This is a genomic window from Plastoroseomonas hellenica (assembly GCF_018129085.1).
In the GTDB taxonomy this organism is placed as follows: domain Bacteria; phylum Pseudomonadota; class Alphaproteobacteria; order Acetobacterales; family Acetobacteraceae; genus Plastoroseomonas; species Plastoroseomonas hellenica.
Genome location: NZ_JAAGBB010000009.1, coordinates 64,573 through 77,346, shown reverse-complemented (window position 1 = coordinate 77,346; position 12,774 = coordinate 64,573). Strand labels below are relative to the sequence as shown.

General features: G+C 70.2%; 10 protein-coding genes. 4 read left to right on the top strand and 6 right to left on the bottom strand.

Annotation, left to right across the window (positions count from 1 at the left end):
- The first annotated feature begins 22 nt into the window (after positions 1-22).
- From GXW71_RS09345 to GXW71_RS09335, 3 genes are all read left to right on the top strand, one after another.
- On the top strand, positions 23-268 hold the full coding sequence (locus tag GXW71_RS09345) for a hypothetical protein (RefSeq protein ID WP_211852223.1): 246 nt from the start codon (positions 23-25) through the stop codon (positions 266-268).
- A gap of 41 nt (positions 269-309) precedes the next feature.
- Entirely contained in the window at positions 310-1,461 is a 1,152-nt protein-coding gene (locus GXW71_RS09340) for a CCA tRNA nucleotidyltransferase (RefSeq protein ID WP_246526428.1), read from the top strand.
- Positions 1,462-1,720: 259 nt separating this feature from the next.
- Positions 1,721-3,487 (top strand): ABC transporter ATP-binding protein, encoded by a 1,767-nt coding sequence (locus GXW71_RS09335; protein WP_211852221.1) that lies wholly within the window; start codon positions 1,721-1,723, stop codon positions 3,485-3,487.
- A gap of 42 nt (positions 3,488-3,529) precedes the next feature.
- Here GXW71_RS09335 and GXW71_RS09330 read toward each other — a convergent pair whose 3' ends face one another.
- From GXW71_RS09330 to GXW71_RS09305, 6 genes are all read right to left on the bottom strand, one after another.
- Positions 3,530-4,189 (bottom strand): tyrosine-protein phosphatase, encoded by a 660-nt coding sequence (locus tag GXW71_RS09330; RefSeq protein ID WP_211852220.1) that lies wholly within the window; start codon positions 4,187-4,189, stop codon positions 3,530-3,532.
- Between the two features lie 169 nt (positions 4,190-4,358).
- Positions 4,359-5,336 carry a Bug family tripartite tricarboxylate transporter substrate binding protein gene (locus GXW71_RS09325; RefSeq protein WP_211852219.1) on the bottom strand — a complete coding sequence of 326 codons (978 nt, stop codon included), beginning with the start codon at positions 5,334-5,336 and terminating at the stop codon, positions 4,359-4,361.
- 73 nt (positions 5,337-5,409) lie between these two features.
- Positions 5,410-7,509, bottom strand: a complete 2,100-nt coding sequence (locus GXW71_RS09320) for a DNA/RNA non-specific endonuclease (protein WP_211852218.1) — start codon at positions 7,507-7,509, stop codon at positions 5,410-5,412.
- Positions 7,510-7,642: 133 nt separating this feature from the next.
- Entirely contained in the window at positions 7,643-9,892 is a 2,250-nt protein-coding gene (locus tag GXW71_RS09315) for a xanthine dehydrogenase family protein molybdopterin-binding subunit (RefSeq protein WP_246526417.1), read from the bottom strand.
- An 11-nt stretch (positions 9,893-9,903) separates the two neighbouring features.
- On the bottom strand, positions 9,904-10,356 hold the full coding sequence (locus tag GXW71_RS09310) for a (2Fe-2S)-binding protein (protein ID WP_211852217.1): 453 nt from the start codon (positions 10,354-10,356) through the stop codon (positions 9,904-9,906).
- Between the two features lie 78 nt (positions 10,357-10,434).
- A complete protein-coding gene (locus GXW71_RS09305) occupies positions 10,435-11,415 on the bottom strand; it encodes a Bug family tripartite tricarboxylate transporter substrate binding protein (RefSeq protein WP_246526416.1) in 981 nt (326 codons plus the stop codon).
- 101 nt (positions 11,416-11,516) lie between these two features.
- On the opposite strand from GXW71_RS09305, the gene GXW71_RS09300 reads away from it, so the two are divergent.
- Positions 11,517-12,761, top strand: coding sequence for an amidohydrolase family protein (locus GXW71_RS09300; protein ID WP_211852215.1), 1,245 nt, complete (start codon positions 11,517-11,519; stop codon positions 12,759-12,761).
- Positions 12,762-12,774 lie beyond the last annotated feature (13 nt).

Genomic DNA, 12,774 nt, shown 5'->3' with positions numbered 1-12,774 from the left:
GTTTTGTGGTTAGGATGGCGTCGTGTCCTTCGTCGTCGCCATCCTGTTCTTCCTGCTCCCCTTCGCGGCCTTCGTCCTGTGGCGAAAGCGGAACCCGGACGGTGAGCCCTCCGCCGCGGTGCTGATCTTCGCGGCCGTGGCGGTGCTGGCCGCTGTCGGCTTCGCCGCCTGGTACGGCCTGTCCCGCCGCGAAGCCCCGGGCCACTACGTGGCACCGCATGTGCAGGATGGCCGCATCATCCCCGGGCATACGGAGCCGGTCCGGTGAGTGCCGATCGGCCTGTCGCCCATGTCCCGCCGCCGCCGGCCCTGGCGGAGCCGGCCCCTGCGGCCGTGCTGGCCGCCTTGCCCGGCAGCCGCGCGGTCGGCGGCGCGGTGCGCGACGCGCTGGCCGGGCTGCCGGTACATGATGTCGATGTCGCGGCCCCGCTGCCGCCGGAGGAGATCGCCCGCCTGCTGCGCGCCGCCGGCCTCAAGGTGATCGAGACCGGGCTGGCGCATGGCACCGTCACCGCGGTCCGCGGCGGCGTGCCGGTGGAGGTCACGGCGCTTCGCCGTGACATCGCGACCGATGGCCGCCACGCGGAGGTCGAATGGACCACCGACTGGCGGCAGGATGCGGCGCGGCGCGACTTCACCATCAACGCCCTGTCGCTCGCCCCGGATGGCGCGCTGTTCGACTATTTCGGGGGGCGGGAAGATCTGGCGGCCGGGCGGGTGCGCTTCGTGGGCGACCCCGCGACGCGGCTGGCCGAAGACTATCTGCGCGCGCTCCGTTTCTTCCGGTTCCAGGCGCGCTACGGCCGCGGCGCGCCTGATGCGGACGCCCTGGCGGCCATCCGGGCCGCGGTCCCGGGCCTGGCGCGGCTTTCGGTCGAGCGGGTCTGGATGGAGCTGAAGCGTCTTCTCGCCGGGCCACTGGCCGCCGAGTCGCTGGCCCTGATGGCCACGACCGGCGTGCTGCCCGCCATCCTGCCGGAGGCCGGTCCACCGGACGTGCTGGCCCGGATCGCCGCGGCGGACCCGCTGCTCCGCCTTTCGGCCCTGCTGCGGGACGATGCCGACATCGCGGGCCTGGCCCGCCGCCTGAAGCTCTCCCGGGCCGAGGAAGCAACGCTCGCCGCAACACGCGGTCCGGCGCCGGAGGGCGACGACGCCATGCTCCGACGCTCTCTTGCGATCCATGGTCGGGACGCCTTGCTGGCCCGCACGGCACTGGCCGAGGCGCGGGAGGGTACCGACCGCACGCTGCTTCGTGCCCGTCTGATGGCCCTGCCGGTCCCGGAATTCCCGCTGCATGGGCGCGACGCACTGGCGCTCGGCGCTGCGCCAGGCCCCAGGGTCGGCGCCTTGCTGGCCGCCGTGCGCGAATGGTGGATGGACCGGGGCTGCGTCGACGACGCCGAAGCTTGCCGCGCCGAACTCGCGCGGCGTCTCCGAGAAGCAGACGACGGGGCCTAGGGGAGAGGGGGATCGACCCCGCCGCCTGTCTGACCACTCGGAACAAAAAGAGAACTACTGCATCGCCTTGCCCGGCGCAAGCGGAAATTCGAAAGGCGCCGCGGCCCCGGGGCGGGCCGCCGGCGCATCACCGCCGCACCAGCGGGAGCGGCTTCAGCTTCGCGGCGCCCACTTCGGCCGCTCCAACCTTTTTGTTTTGCGAGCATCTTCACCCGTTCGGGTGATTTCACCCGAACGGGATCTGCTCTAAGCCGCGCCCATGGCCAAGCCGCTTCCCGCGTCCACCCGCCTCCTCACCCTGCGTCTCTGGCAGGAGCAGGTCCGCCGGCACCGTCCGGGGATCGTGCTGGCGCTGGTCTGCACGGTGGTGATGGCGGGGCTGACCGCCCTCTATCCAGTGGTGATCCAGCAGAGCTTCGACCTGTTCACCGCGAACCGGATGGATCTGCTCTGGCTCATCCCGCCGGCGATCATCGCGGTCACCCTCGCGAAATCCGCGGCCCAGTACGGCCAGGCGGTGGCGATCCAGTCGGTGGTGCTGCGCGTCATCGAGGGGCTGCAGCAGGACCTGTTCCGGGCGCTCACCCGGGCCGATCTCGCGACGGTGGCGCGTGATGCGCCGGCGCGCCATGCGGCCCGCTTCACCGCTGATGCCGCGATGATCCGGGAAGCCTTGACCAAATCCATCAACGCCATCGCCGATGTGCTGACCGTGGTCGGGCTGATCGGTTCGATGGTGTGGCTCGACTGGCAGCTCTCGCTGATCGCCGGGCTGATGTACCCGATCGCGATCCTGCCGATCACCAAGCTCGGCAAGCGCATCCGCCGCGCCTCCAGCGGCGTGCAGGACCGGGTGGGCGAGACCGCCGCGGTGCTGACCGAAAGCTTCGCCGCCGCGCGGGTGGTCCGCGCCTATCGGCTGGAGGACCAGGAGGAGGCGCGCGCCGCCCGCATCTTCGCGGGGCTGCGCGACAGCCTGCAGAGCATCGCCCGCACCCGCTCCAGCCTCGACCCGATGCTGGAAGCGCTGGGCGGCATCGCGGTCGCGGCCGTCATCGCTTTCCTCGGCTGGCGGGTCAGCTCGGGCGCCGGGACCATCGGCGAGTTCACCGGCTTCGTCGCGGCCCTGCTGATCGCCTCCCGCCCCGTGCGCGCGCTGGGGTCGCTGAATGCGGCGCTGCAGGAAGGCCTGGCGGGCCTCGCCCGCGTCTATGCGGTGATCGATGAACGCCCGCGCATCGTCGACGCCGCCGGCGCGGTGCCGCTGCCGGAAGGCAGGGGCCGCATCGAATTCGATGCCGTCGGCTTCCGCTACGAGGGCGGCGGCACGGATGCGGCGCTGACCGGCCTGGCCTTCATCGCGGAGCCCGGCCGCACCGTGGCGCTGGTCGGCCCTTCCGGCGCTGGCAAGTCCACGGCGCTCGCGCTCGTGCCGCGCCTGCACGACGTGACGGAGGGCGTGATCCGCATCGACGGTACCGATATCCGCAGCGTCACCCTCGTCAGCCTGCGCGACGCCATCGCCTATGTCGGGCAGGAGGCGGTGATCTTCGACGATACGGCTTTCGCGAATATCGCCAATGGCCGCCCCGGCGCGACGCGCGCCGCGGTGGAGGACGCCGCCCGTGCCGCCGCGGCGCATGAGTTCCTGGCCGCCCTGCCGCAGGGCTACGACACGGTGCTCGGCTCCGGCGGTTCCCGCCTTTCGGGCGGGCAGCGGCAACGCGTCTCGCTGGCCCGCGCGCTGCTGCGCAACCCGCGCATCCTGCTGCTGGACGAGGCGACCAGCGCGCTCGACGCCGAGAATGAGAGGCTGGTGCAGGAAGCACTTGCCCGGCTCCGTGCCGGGCGCACCACGCTCGTCATCGCGCACCGGCTGTCCACCGTGCGCGATGCCGACCTGATCGTCGCGATGGAGAATGGCCGCGCGGTGGAGCAGGGCGATCATGCCGCGCTGATGGCGGCCGGCGGCCTCTATGCCCGGCTGGTCCGCACCCAAGCCTTTTCGGACGTGCTTGCCGTTTGATCGCCTGGGCTTTGCGGCCGAAGTGGCCTCAAGCCGGCACGTTCATTCCCGCCTGAGCACGCCGTCCAGGAGCCGGTCCGCCCAGGGCTGGCTGCGGAACTGCGCACGGAGCGCTGCTTCGTCGTAGTCCTCGCGCAGCCAGTCGAGGAAGGGCTTGTCCCCGGCCTTCGCGTACTCGGCGAAGAAGGCGTCCAGGATGCCGGTCTTGCCCTGGCGGACATGGCCGTGCCGCAGGGTGAGCTGTGCCGCGGCTTCGGCGGCCGACCGGCCCTGCAGCAGCAGCCAGATGCCGGCCACCAGCCCGGTGCGATCGGCGCCCGACTTGCAGTGGATCAGGATCGGCTCCTCGACCCGCGTCAGGATATCCACCAGGCGCAGGATCCGGTCCTTGTGCGGCGCCCCACGGCTTTCGAAGGGAGCGTCGATATGGGTCAGGCCGAGTGAAGCCGCCGCCGTCCGCCCCAGCGCATCCGACCCGCAATCCAGGCGATGGCCGCGCAGGTTGATGATGGTCCGGATGCCGAAACGCCGCTGCGCGGCGCGGATCTGCCAGGGTAGGGGGTGGTTCGACCGATACAGCCGCCCTGGCGCCACCACGCCCCAGTTCCGCCAGCCGATGCGCAGCAGCGCATGGTCGACGAAAAGGCTGTTGAGCCAGCGCCGGCGGGGCGGCCTGGCGGCGGGGAGGGCGGCGTCCGGCATGCCGCCCATGTAGCGTCCCGGGACGCATTATACGAGTGGCGTCGATCCCGAAGAGCGACCGACGCCCCCTCAAACGCCGGGCGGCCGGCTCCGCCGGCCTTGGCTTCGCCGGACTACCGGCGGCGCCCATTCGGGCGCTCGGCACGAGCAACTACTCGTGCCGCCAGCATTATTCCAGCCGGGCGCCGGAGATACGGACCAACTCCTGCCACATGCTGCGCTCGCGCCGGGCGCGGGCCAGCGTGTCCTCCGGCGTCGCCCAGACGGTGCGGGCGCCGGCGCGCAGGAAGCGCTGCTGCTGCTCTGGGCTGTCGGTCACTTCCTTCATGGCGGTGTTCACGCGGTTGATGATCGGCTGCGGCACGCCGTTCGGCACGGCCCAGGCGCACCAGGAGGTGACGACGAAATCCTCGACTCCGACCTCCCGCATCACGGGGATGTTGGGCAGCGTCGGCCAGCGCTCGGCGCCGGAGATGACGAAGGCGCGAAGCCGGCCTTCGGCGATCACCGGCACGTAGCTCGCGAGGTTGTCGAGTGCGAAGGTCAAGTCACCGGAGAGCAGCGCCGGAATGATCTGCGCGGCGCCGCGGAACGGCACGTGCTGGCCGTCGATGCCCATGCGGTTGCAGAACATGGAGCCCGAGAGGTGCCCGGTGGTGCCGACGCCCGGGCTGCCATAGCTGACGCCGTTGCGCTGCGCCTTCGCCCAGGTGAGGAACTCCGCGAAGCTCTGCGTCGGGTTGTGCTGCGCCGAGACCACCAGGATGTTCGGCAGCTCCCAGTGCATCGAGACCGGGGTGATGTCGCGGTCCGGGTCATAGGGCAGGCGCGAATAGAGATACTGGTTGATCGACCACCCGCCGACCGTGATCGGGCCCTGGGTGTAGCCGTCCGGCGTGGCTTTCGCGATGGCGTCGTGGCCGATATTGCCGCCGGCGCCGGGCCGGTTCTCGACGACGAAATTCTGCCTGAGCTTCTGGCTGAGCTGTTCGGACAGGATGCGCGCCATCACGTCGGTGGAGCCGCCGGGCGGCCAGGGCACGATCACCCGCACCACGCGTTCCGGCCATTGCCCCTGCGCGGCGGCGCCGCGGGCCAGCGCCGGCAGCGCGAGTGACGTGGCGAGCAGGGTGCGGCGTGTCGTCATTCCGTGTTCCTCCAGGATCTTGATCGAGAGGATACGGGCTTTTCACCGGCCGACAACCGACCGTCGCGGGCTCTTACACCGGCAGCAGATCGGCGAAGTCGCGCACCAGGATCTGCGCTTCTCCGCCCACCAGCGGCTGGCCGTTCGTGCGGATCGTGTCGGCATCGCGGATCGCATCGCCGAAATCGAGTCCGGTGCGTTTCTCGATCGTGTCGATGTTCACCCGCCACTGGGCCACATCAACCGAGGGCAGGTCGTTCGGCGTGCCGATGAACCTCCGTTCTTCGGCGAGGAGATTCTTCTGGTCGACGACGAGCCCGACCGATTTCAGGCCGTCGGCGCCTTCCCAGGCGACGATCTTGAAGAAGCAGGAGGGGATCTGCACCTCGCCGGCCGAAAGATCGATCCGGTCGTCGAAGATCGGCCCCTGGAATACCGAGATCCGCTTGCCCTGCCCGGCCGCCAGTACGCCATTCTCCAGAACGTAGCGTTCGGCGCCCTGCCAGAAGCGCGCCGCCTGGTTGAAGCGGAAATGCTGGGGGGAGCAGTTGGTGAAGTGGAAGGTATCCGCGTTGGCGCGCTCCGCGTCTTCCGCATCGCCCCAGGTCGGATCGCTGCGCCGCGTCAGGTGGCCGCGGTCGAAGAGGTGCGACCATTCGCCGTAGAAGGGCTGGCCGAGCACGAAGCTGCCGCTGACGCGGGGATCGTTGAACCAGGTGTCGCCCTCGGCCGCATCCTCGACCGCGCCGGTCTTGCGGTTCACGGCGAGATAGGTCTCGCCGTCGATATTGGTGGCGGTGAAGATCGCCATCTGCCGGATCTTGTTCACCTTGACGCTGAAATGCACGTATTTCAGCTCGCCATCCTTCGCATCCGGTTCGCCGTCGCGCAGCGGCGCGAGCTGTTTCTTCAGCCGCGCATTCAGCTTGGGCAGCGGCAGGGCGTGGCCGGCGATGAAGTCCGCATCGTAACCTTCGCGATTGGCGTAGTCGTTGTCGCGGCGCAGCGCCTCCGCTGCCCGTGTCAGGCTTCGCGCTGGCGGCGTCACGACGACGGCCGGGGCCTGCAGCGCCGGCGCCATGCCATCGCCGATCCGGATCGTGATCTCGAGTGGCAGGGTGATGCGGATGGTGCCGGGCTCGGAGGGTGTGCTCATGGGCTTGGCTCCAATCAGGCTGTGCGCTTCTTCGCGATGGACGGCGGGGCGGGGCGGGGTGAGGCGCCGGGCGCCGGTGAGGGCCGTCTGCGGCTTTCCCTTGTCGAGCGCCTGGGCCAGCAGCTTGCCGCCTTCTGCATCCAGCTTCGTCAGTCTGGCCTCGAGGTCGCGGTAGATGGCGCTGATCCGCACGCCTTCGTTCAGGTTGCCGCCGATCGGATGCCCATTGTCATCCTCGATGGCGAGGAAGGGTTCGCCCCAGTGATGCAGGGCGATGACGTCCCAGTCATCGTTGAAGACCGGGGCGCCGGAGGAGCCCTGGTCGGTGTCGGTCTCGTAGTGCAAGGTTGTGTCGGTTCGCGCGACGAGCAGATTCTTGCGCAGCGCCGCCATCTTCGACCAGCCGCGCGGATGCTGGATGATGTTGACGTTGATGCCGAGTGCATGGCGGTCCGGACTGTCGGACAGCGCGCAGAAGCCGAGCTCCTCCGGCATCGCCATGCCGTTGCTGCGCTGGCCCAGCGCGACCACGGCATAGTCCAGCTCCTCAGGCGGCGAGAGCAGCAGCAGGCGGTCGGGGTCGAGCAGGAAGGTCGTCGTCGCGCGTGGTCGACCCAGCTCGTCGATCTCCTTGTCGAAAATGACCTGGGTGCCGCGGGCCGCGGCCGCGTCCTCGATGACGTGGCAATTGGTGATGAAAAGGCCGGCGCCGATCAGGAAGCCGCTGCCGGTCACCGAGCGCCGTGGAGCGTTGACCTCGACATAACCAACGGCGCGGCGGATCTGCGCCCCTTCCGACAGGAAATTGGTGCCGAGCGCCTCCATCATGTCGCCGGTAAAGGCTTCCGGGCCGCGCGGCGCGACCCGGCGCATGCGGCGGCGGACGAAGGCCCGGCTGCGGTCGATGCTCGGCTCCGCGTCCACGCGTCGCCCGGCAGCGACGAGGCGCCGCACTGCCGCGCGGTCCTTGCTCGTCGCTTTGAACCGTTCCCGGACTTCGGTTGTGAAGTCGGCCATGACGACACCCCCTTTGCCTTCCCGCAAGGGCGACGGTCACGCATCGCACCGGCCCGCAACTGTCCCGAGAGGCGGGGGGCCGGGTCAAGCGACAGATTTATGGTGGCGCCGGCGCGTGGTCCGGCACCACCTCTCAGGACGCCGACAGGCGCGTGTTCGCGAAAGGCATGCGTCGGAGCCGCGTGCCGGTCAGGGTGAAGACCGCGTTCGCGACCGCCGGCGGCACGCCGGGTGTGCCCGGCTCGCCGATGCCGCCCATCGGCGCACCGCTTTCGACGATCCGCACCTGCACGCGCGGCATCCGGTCCGGCGGCAGGATGCGGTAGGTGTCGAAGTTGCGCTGCTGCGGCTGCCCGCCTTCGAACACCACCTCCTCATACAATGCCGAGGAGAGGCCGATCGCCGCCGCCGACCGCACCTGGGCTTCCACGATCGCCGGATTCACGATGCTGCCGGGATCGATTGCCACCCAGACGTCATGCACCCGGACCTCGCCATCGGCGACCGAGACCTCGGCGATGGTCGCGACTTCCGATCCGAAGGGCGAGGCCATCGCCACGCCGCGTGCTCGCCGCGTGCCGTCTTCGGCCATGAAGGCGGCCGGACGCCAGCCGCCGGACAGCGAGACCACCGCATCCAGCAGCGCCAGGTGTCGCGGGCTCCGTGCCAGCAGCTCCCGTCGCAGCGCCAGCGGGTCGCGGCTGGTCGCATGCGCGATTTCGTCGAGGAAGCTCTCGTAGAAGAAGTCGTTCATCGAATGCCCGACCGAGCGCCAGAAGCCGATATTCACCGGCTGCGGCACCACGACGTGGTCGATGCGGCGCGCCGGGATCGCATAGGGCTTGAAGGCCACGCCCTCCACGACCGAGCCGTCGACCGGCGGATCGCCGAGTGCCGCGGCACCGAAATGCTTGCCGATCGGCCCTTCTCCGACGCAGCTCGCATGCAGGCCGGTGATGCGGCCTTGCGCATCCAGCCCGGCCCGCAGCCGTGCGAAGGAGAGCGGGCGATAGGCGTCGCGGCCGAATTCCTCCTCCCGCGTCCAGATCACCTTCACCGGCCGCTGCGTGGCCTTGGCGAGCAGCACCGCCTGCGGCATCGGGTTGGCCGGGCCGTAGACGAAATGCCGGCCGAAGAAGCCGCCGAGCAGTGGCGAATGGATGCGCACCCGCTCGGGCGGGATCTCCGCCGTGCGCGCCGCGACACCCTGGAACAGCTCCGGCGCCTGGTTCGGGGTCCAGACATCGAGCGTGCCGTCGGCGTTGAAGCGCGCGATGGAGGACGGCGGCTCCAACTGCGCATGCGCCAGATAAGGGGCGTCGTAGTCCGCCGTCACCACTCGTGCCGCGGCCCGGAGCGCCGCCGGCGCGTCGCCCAGGGCATCGCGTGCCGGATTGCCCGGCTGGTCGGCGGCGGCGCGGAAGGTCTCCAACAGGCTCGCGGAGGAGAAGTTCTCCGGCAGCACCGTGCCGCTCAGCGCGGTCCACTGCACCTCCGCCGCTTCCACGGCCTTGCGGGCGCGGAAGAAGCTGTCGGCGACCACCGCGACGGCGCCCGGCAGACGATGCACCGAAACGACGCCGGGCATGGCGCGCAATGCGGCCTCATTGGTCACCGCCCCGGGCTCCGCGCCGGCGCGCGGCGCATGCACGACCGCGGCGTGCAGCATGCCCTCGACCTTGATGTCGATGGCGTATTGCGCGCGCCCCGTGGATTTGTCCTGGACGTCGAGGCGCTTCTCCGGCTTGCCGATCAGCCGGAACTGGGCCCGGTCCTTCAGGACCGCATCCGCAGGCGGCGTCAGCGCCGCCGCTGCCGCCGCGAAGTCGCCATAGCCGGCGCTGCGTCCGCTGGCCGCGTGCAGCAACCGGCCAGGTTCGGTCGTGACCTGCGTCGGTGGCACCTGCCAGGCAGTGGCCGCGGCCTGCACCAGCATCGCGCGCGCCGTGGCGCCGAGCTTGCGGAAATGCGCATAGGACGACCGGACGGAAGAACTGCCGCCGGTGAAGCGCGCGTTGCCGCCCATCAGCAGCAGGTAGTCGGGCCCTGGCGGCGCGACCTCCACCGCGAAGCGCGCGAGATCCGCGTCCAGTTCTTCGGCCACGATCTGCGCGATCGCGGTGTGGATGCCTTGCCCACCCTCGGCGAAGGGATTCTGCAACGTGATCGAACCATCCGGACGGATCGCCAGATAGGCGGCGACCTTGGTCGCATGCGCCATGACCGCCGGCCCTTCCTGCGCGCGCGCCGGCCGGGTCGGGATGCCGAGCGCCAGCAGCAGCCCGCCCGCCGCCATGGCGCCGAGCGTGCCGCGCCGCGAGAGGTTCAGGGCCGCACCCTCGCCTTGGAGGAGGAGCGCCAGGCCATCCATATGGGTGTCCATCGCCGTCTCCCTCAGCCCGCGCTCTGCGCGTCGGCGAGGGCCGCCGCGATCGCGTTGTAGGTGCCGCAACGGCAGAGGTTGGTCATCGCCGAGGCGATGTCCTCGGCGGAGGGGCTGGGCGTCGCCTTCAGCAGCGCGGTCGCCGCCATCACCTGGCCGGACTGGCAATAGCCGCATTGCGGCACTTCGTTCTTCACCCAGGCCGCGACTACGCGGCCACCGACCGGATCCGCGCCGATCGCCTCGATGGTGGTGACCTGCGCCGTCCCGACGCTCTCCACGGGCACCTGGCAGGACCGCGTCGCCTGCCCATCGATCAGCACGGTGCAGGCGCCGCATTGCGCGACGCCGCAGCCATACTTCGTGCCGGTCATGCCGAGCGTGTCACGCAGAACCCAGAGCAGCGGGGTGTCCGCCTCCACATCGACGCGTCGCGCCGTGCCGTTCACCATGATCTCGAACATCGCGCCTGCTCCTCGCTCCGTCGGTGGCGCAGATGGGGTGGTGTGGCAGGATTGGAAGCACCTGCCGCACCGGCGTGCTCAGTCCGCCCGGATGCCGCCGCTGCGGATCACCTCGCGCCAGCGGGTCAGTTCGCCGGAGATCAGGGCGGTGTATTCGGCGGCAGCCAGTGCGCCCGGCCGCACGCCGATCGCGGCGAAGCGCTCCTTCACCATGGTGGAGGCGAGCGCCTCGGCGATCAGCGCCTGCCAGCGAGCGCCGATCGGGGCGGGGATGCCGGCAGCGGCCGAGAAGCCGAACCAGTTGGTGGAGGTCACCGCCGGCAGTCCGGCCTCGGAGAAGCTCGGCACCTCCGGCAAGGTCGGATCGCGCTCGGCCTCGCTGACCGCGAGCGGACGCAGCCGGCCGGCACGGATGTGGCCCATGGCGGTCGGCAGGCTCTCCATCACCGCCGGAAGCTGGCCGCCCATGACGTCGGTCATCGCCGGCGCCGAGCCGCGATACGGCACATGGGTCAGCTCGACATCAGCGGCGCGCGCCAGCAACTGCCCGACCAGGTGGTTCATCGTGCCGTTGCCGCCGGAGGCGTATTGCAGCCCGCCCGGCGCCTTCGCGCGGTCGATGAACTCGGCCAGCGTCCGCGCGGGGAAGCTCGGGCTCACCAGCAGCACGCTCGGGAAGGTGCCGACCAGGTGCAGATGGGTGAAATCGCCGAGCGGGTCATAGGGCACATTCGCGTAGAGCACCGGCCCGATGCCGTGCGAAGCGGCATTCGACATCATCACCATATGCGTGTCGCCACGCGCCTTGGCCAGCAGGTCGCTGCCGACCATGCCGCCGGCGCCGGGCCGGTTCTCGATGACGATAGGCTGGCCAAGCCGGTTGCCGAACCAGTCGCCCATGGCGCGGGACAGGATGTCGGCGGCCCCGGCCGGCGGGAAGTTGACGATCCAGCGGATCGGCCGCTCCGGCCAGGCGGGTTGCGCGCGCAGTGCCGCAGGGGCCGCGAGCAGGGCCGCACCACCCAGCAGGGCCCGGCGCGGAAGGATGACGGAAGGCATGTCCGGAAGCTCCATGTCGAGAGACGCTCTGGCGCAGGCTTTGCAATCACCGTGCCGCGTGGTCCCATCGACACCCAGAGGACGCGACAGCGGAGACTATGATGGATTTCGACCTGATCCTGCGACAGGCGCGTCTGCCCAAGGCAGCGCCGTCCGACCCCCTACTCGATATCGGCGTGAAGGATGGCCGCATCGCAGCGATCGCCCCGCGCCTCGCCGCCGCAGCGCGGGAGGAGGCCGATGCCGAGGGCCGCCTAGTCTGCTCCGGCTTCGTCGAGACGCATATCCACCTCGACAAATCCTGCATCCTCGCCCGCTGCGCCTGCGAAGCGACGCGCATGCCGCACCGCGCGATGGAACGCGTCTCGGAGGTCAAGCACACATTCACCGTGGAGGATGTGACCGAGCGCGCGGCCGGTACCATCGAGAACTGCATCCTGCACGGCGCCACCCGCATGCGCACCCATGTCGAGGTCGACCCGAAGGTCGCGCTGCGCGGGTTGGAGGGCGTGAAGGCGCTGATCGCCGCCTATGCCTGGGCCATCGACCTCGAGATCTGCGTGATGCCGCAGGAAGGACTGACCAACAATCCCGGCACCGACGCGCTGATGGTCGCTGCGATGCAAGCCGGCGCCCGCGTCGTCGGCGCCGCACCCAACTACGACAGCGACCGTGCCGCGCAGATCCGCCGCGTCTTCGAGATCGCGCGCGACTTCGACGCCGATATCGACATGCATCTCGACAGCGGTGCCAGTGCCGATGATCTCGATACTCTGCTGGTCTGCGATCTGACGGAGCAATACGGCTATGGCGGCCGCGTCGCGGTCGGCCATGTCACCAAGCTAGCGGCGGCATCACCGGCCCGCGTCGATGAGGTGGCGAAGCGCATGGCCGGCGCCGGCGTTGCGCTGACGGTGCTGACCGCGACCGATCTCTACCTCGGTGGCCGCCACCGCGACGCCGATGTGCCGCGCAGCGTGGTCGACGCGAACCGCCTTGCCCAGCATGGGGTGCTCTGCTCGGTCGCCTCGAACAACATCCTGAACCCCTTCACGCCCTTCGGCGACGGCCAGCTCCTGCGTCAGGCGAACATGCAGGGCATTGTCACCCAGCGCGGCAGCGACGCGGAGGTGGCCGCGATCTGGCGCATGATCACCGAGGATGCGGCGAAGCTGTTGCGCCAGGACGATTATGGCGTCGCGGAAGGCAATCCGGCCGATCTCGTCGTGCTGGACGCGTCGGACGAGGTGATGGCGCTGCGCCGCGTGGCGCCGGTTCTGATGGCCTACAAGCGCGGCCGCCGCACGGTGACGCGCCAGCGCCCCGTGCTGCACCGGCCCAGATAAAATAGCGGACGGT